The sequence below is a fragment of the Jezberella sp. genome (assembly GCF_964834465.1).
Window position 1 is genome coordinate 1 of the sequence record NZ_CBAZRM010000042.1, and the last position, 3,422, is coordinate 3,422.

The following is a 3,422-nucleotide window of genomic DNA, read 5'->3' on the forward strand; positions in this document are numbered from 1 at the left end:
GGTGTTTGATGGTCATGTCGGCAACGTCCGTCACGCGAACCAGGTCACCCCATTGCTGCGCTGTGGCGGACACTTGGGCAATCGTGATCGGTTGACCTTGCGCTGCAACGCCTTCGGACAAGGGGGCAAACGGGAGGGGGAGTCGTTCATATCGGGTTGCGGTGTACACCACGCCGGTCTGCTTTTGCAGGGTAATGGGTTGACCGAACTGATAGGCGACCAACTGACGCTGAGCGATGCGCAACACCTCATCAGCGATGTGCAACTCAATGTCGTTGCCCAGCGTCTGGCCGTTCGGGCCAGGGCTGTAGTTGGTCAGACCGGGGGAAAGATACCCGCCAAACGCTTGCGCGACGGTAGACAGGATGGCCATAAAGGCCAATGCGAGATATTTCATGGCGTACTCCAAAAGAGGTTAAATCCGAACATTCTCCAGCCTCTTGGCACGCTTGTCGGCTTCGGACATGCTGCCACGAGCGTTGCTCGTAACATCAGACCGTGCGGACGCCCGCGCTGTTGATGCCGGTTTTCCGGTTTTTCCCGCTGATGCTTTCAGCTTGCCGTTCAGTGTATCTTGCCCAACTAAATACGCCAACACGTCTGTGCGAGCAGGGTTGTTACCCTTGGCACGAGACTCTTTGAGCATTTCCTCCACACGATCTTTGTAGGCCGAATGCAAGTGAGGTTTGGTCACTGCAAGCTGCGCAAAGGCCGTGCGGTCGGCAATGTCATGCGTTTGCTGGAGCGCCATGTTTGCACTGGCTTGAGCGGCACGCGATGCCCGGTTTGCATTGACTGCATATTTCTGCCAGTCCTGCGCCTCGGGGTCTCGTAGTACCTTCTCCTCCTGCTCCCACAAAACCTGCTCTTGTGTTGGCCCTTTCGGTTGATTGGACGCACTTTGCTGCAAGTTCAACTGGGCTTTCGCCACAGCCAATTCCTGCTCTGCCTTTTGCGCACGTTCCCGAGCCTTGACAATTGCTTGTTGCGCCCGGCTTACACGCGGCGCAATTGGCTCTTCCGGGTCGGTAGGTTCCTCCGGGTCGGTAGGTTCCTCCGGCTCTTCCGGGTCGGTAGGTTCGTCGTCAGGTTCAATCCTTGGCGACAAATAGGCTTTCAGCATCATCAAAAAAAACCACATACTAGCTCCTCAGTCGGTTACGCCGAACTAGGCGATTAGCCCCTTACGAAGGCCGGGCGAAAAATTTATTATGCACCAATTTTTGTCGGCGCTCAAAATTTGTTGGATGGTAAGGCCCGCGCATGGCCTCATAGCCTAAAAGTTTGTGCAAAGCTGGCCCATGCCCCTGCTCGCAAGCGTAGGCATCAGCTTCAAACTCCTGATGGCGGCAAAGCGACGGAATAAAAAATGGAAAAAATAAAGCGAGCGCACGCCATTCCGTGTGATGTTTCAGGCAATGCCCAAGCTCATGGGCGATCACAGCGTCGCGCTGCTCGGTCGGTAAGCGGTCCCACTTGTTTCCAAGGTAGATGCGCTTGTACCAAAAAAAGCTAACCGACCGAGCCACCAAGGGCTCATCAACCCGTAACGTCCGTACCATTGGCGCTGTCCGTTTGGTCTTCCTGCACCCCTTCGACTGGCGGCACGTCAAATGTGCTTTGCACCGGAGCGACAGGCTGAGGTTGCGGCGGGTTGATCGGGGGCCGCTGATCCGGGGGAATGGAAAAGTCAGTCATGGTTTACGCGCTCATGATTGCCGTGACAGTCGAATACAGGCCGGTGATGGTCACCAGGGGGCTGTACGTTGCCGGGGCAATGACCGAAGTGCCCACCGTGGCGGCGGTTGCTGTCCAAGCCGACGCCGACGCCGGAGCAGCGATCACGAAGCTGGTCGCAGATGACACCTTGTTGATGGGATACCAGCCGCTTGGCAGGGTTCCGGTGCTGACAGCCAGATAGATCAACTGGCCCACCGTGGGGACAACCGCGTTGGTCGTCAGGGTGACGGTGTAGTTATTGGTTGATCCAACCTGGGCAATAGAAGTAAAGCCCGTCCCCGCCGTGGTGGTGATACCCGAGGTGCTGGTCAGTTGGGTGATAACGCCTTGGTAGCTGCGTTTGGCCGCAGCCAGAACGGAGGTCGTACCGGCCAAGGTCACGGCGGTATCGCTCAGCGTCGGGGTGGCAACCGTGGTGCTGGCCGTGGTCACAATGTCAAATGTGAACTTTTGGCCGACACTGGCGGGTTGAGGCAAGTTGGCAACGATGTTGTACGCGCTATCCAGCGTAACAGTTACGGCGGAGCCTGCGGTCAGCAAGACAACAGCCGCTGACAGTGCGGTCAGGGTTGTGGTCGTTCCGGCCAAAGAGTTGTAGTTCACACCGCCTGCGGCAGAGGCCCCGTTGGCTGCAAGCTGCGCAAGGGTTACCCCGAGTGCAGGTTGATCGACCATCGCGCCGTTCACAATGGGCGTTGCGCTTTGAATCACTCGTGGCGACAGGGACGCCATGATTTTGGAAGCAAGGGTTTTGAAAGTCAGTTTCATGGTGTTCTCCAAAAAGAAATATGGCTACTGTAGCCGGGTTACGGAAAAATTGTCAACCTGCATGGGGCATCGGCAATTGCCCGGGTGGTGCCTGGACTGGCCGCTGCGGCGCTGGTTGTGCCCCCATTCTAGGGGTTCCGGGAACCCCCGGGCCCGCGCCCCCTGGCATACCTTGGCCCGGTGCCCCTTGTTGGGGTTGAGGATTTGCCATCTGCCTCTTCTTTTCCATTTGTTTGGCGTGGCTTTGAATATGGGTTCGGATAAGGCCGCTGGGGTCTCCCGATTTTTGACCGGCAATCTGGTGCGCCCTCATATGCTCCATGTCGTTGTCGCCCTCGTGGGGCTCGACCATGATGCCGTTGAGCAACATTTCGTCCTCGATCTCCGGGGGAACGGTGTACATGTTTCGCTCGTCGATAAGGATGCGCGACCCCATCTCGACACCAAAAGTATTTTCGACCATGTTTTCCAAAATAGGCGTAATGTCCAGCTTGCGCCCGTTGAGTTGCTGCGGTGGGATGCCACGCAGCACGTTCATTAGCGCAATTTGTTGCTGGATACGGCTCGTGTTCATGACAAACTGCGTACCGACCCATTGGAAAAAATACCGCTCACCCCACTGCTGTGAGGGGATGGTCTGCATTTGAGCCTTGACGCCGATCTCGCCCATGTTAAGTACCGTCAGGTCGGCATCCCGAAACTGCGCGTCGTACTCAAATATCAACTCCATCAGGGGGTCAAGGATGGCTTCCTCGAAGCGCTCGGCGTGGTCGATCACAGCGACGGATTGCTCCTGTTGCTGGGCACCCATCGCGGCATTGTTTTTTCTCCCCTTGGGCATGGCCCCCATCATCATCTCGTTCACATCGAGCGACTGGTTGATGCGCTGGGTAATGGCCCCGCACATTTCCATT

Annotated in this window: 4 protein-coding genes and 2 pseudogenes; all 6 read right to left on the minus strand. The window is 56.9% G+C overall.

Going from position 1 to position 3,422, the window contains the following annotated elements:
* Positions 1-397: pseudogene (locus tag AC1W8Y_RS14915) on the minus strand (hypothetical protein); the annotation flags it as partial.
* Positions 398-415: 18 nt separating this feature from the next.
* A complete protein-coding gene (locus tag AC1W8Y_RS14920) occupies positions 416-1,141 on the minus strand; it encodes a hypothetical protein (RefSeq protein WP_482015282.1) in 726 nt (241 codons plus the stop codon).
* A 43-nt stretch (positions 1,142-1,184) separates the two neighbouring features.
* Complete coding sequence (locus tag AC1W8Y_RS14925) at positions 1,185-1,532, minus strand: hypothetical protein (protein WP_482015283.1); 348 nt, start codon at positions 1,530-1,532, stop codon at positions 1,185-1,187.
* A 7-nt stretch (positions 1,533-1,539) separates the two neighbouring features.
* Positions 1,540-1,698: a hypothetical protein gene (locus AC1W8Y_RS14930; RefSeq protein WP_482015284.1), complete on the minus strand. Its 159-nt coding sequence runs from the start codon at positions 1,696-1,698 to the stop codon at positions 1,540-1,542.
* Between the two features lie 3 nt (positions 1,699-1,701).
* Positions 1,702-2,508 carry a hypothetical protein gene (locus AC1W8Y_RS14935; RefSeq protein ID WP_482015285.1) on the minus strand — a complete coding sequence of 269 codons (807 nt, stop codon included), beginning with the start codon at positions 2,506-2,508 and terminating at the stop codon, positions 1,702-1,704.
* 52 nt (positions 2,509-2,560) lie between these two features.
* Positions 2,561-3,422, minus strand: a pseudogene (locus AC1W8Y_RS14940) (hypothetical protein); the annotation flags it as partial.

Coding starts and splice junctions, on each gene's coding strand:
- AC1W8Y_RS14920 (WP_482015282.1), bottom strand. CDS start 1,141: ATGTGGTTTTTTTTGATGATGCTGAAAGCCTATTTGTCGCCAAGGATT.
- AC1W8Y_RS14930 (WP_482015284.1), bottom strand. CDS start 1,698: ATGACTGACTTTTCCATTCCCCCGGATCAGCGGCCCCCGATCAACCCG.
- AC1W8Y_RS14935 (WP_482015285.1), bottom strand. CDS start 2,508: ATGAAACTGACTTTCAAAACCCTTGCTTCCAAAATCATGGCGTCCCTG.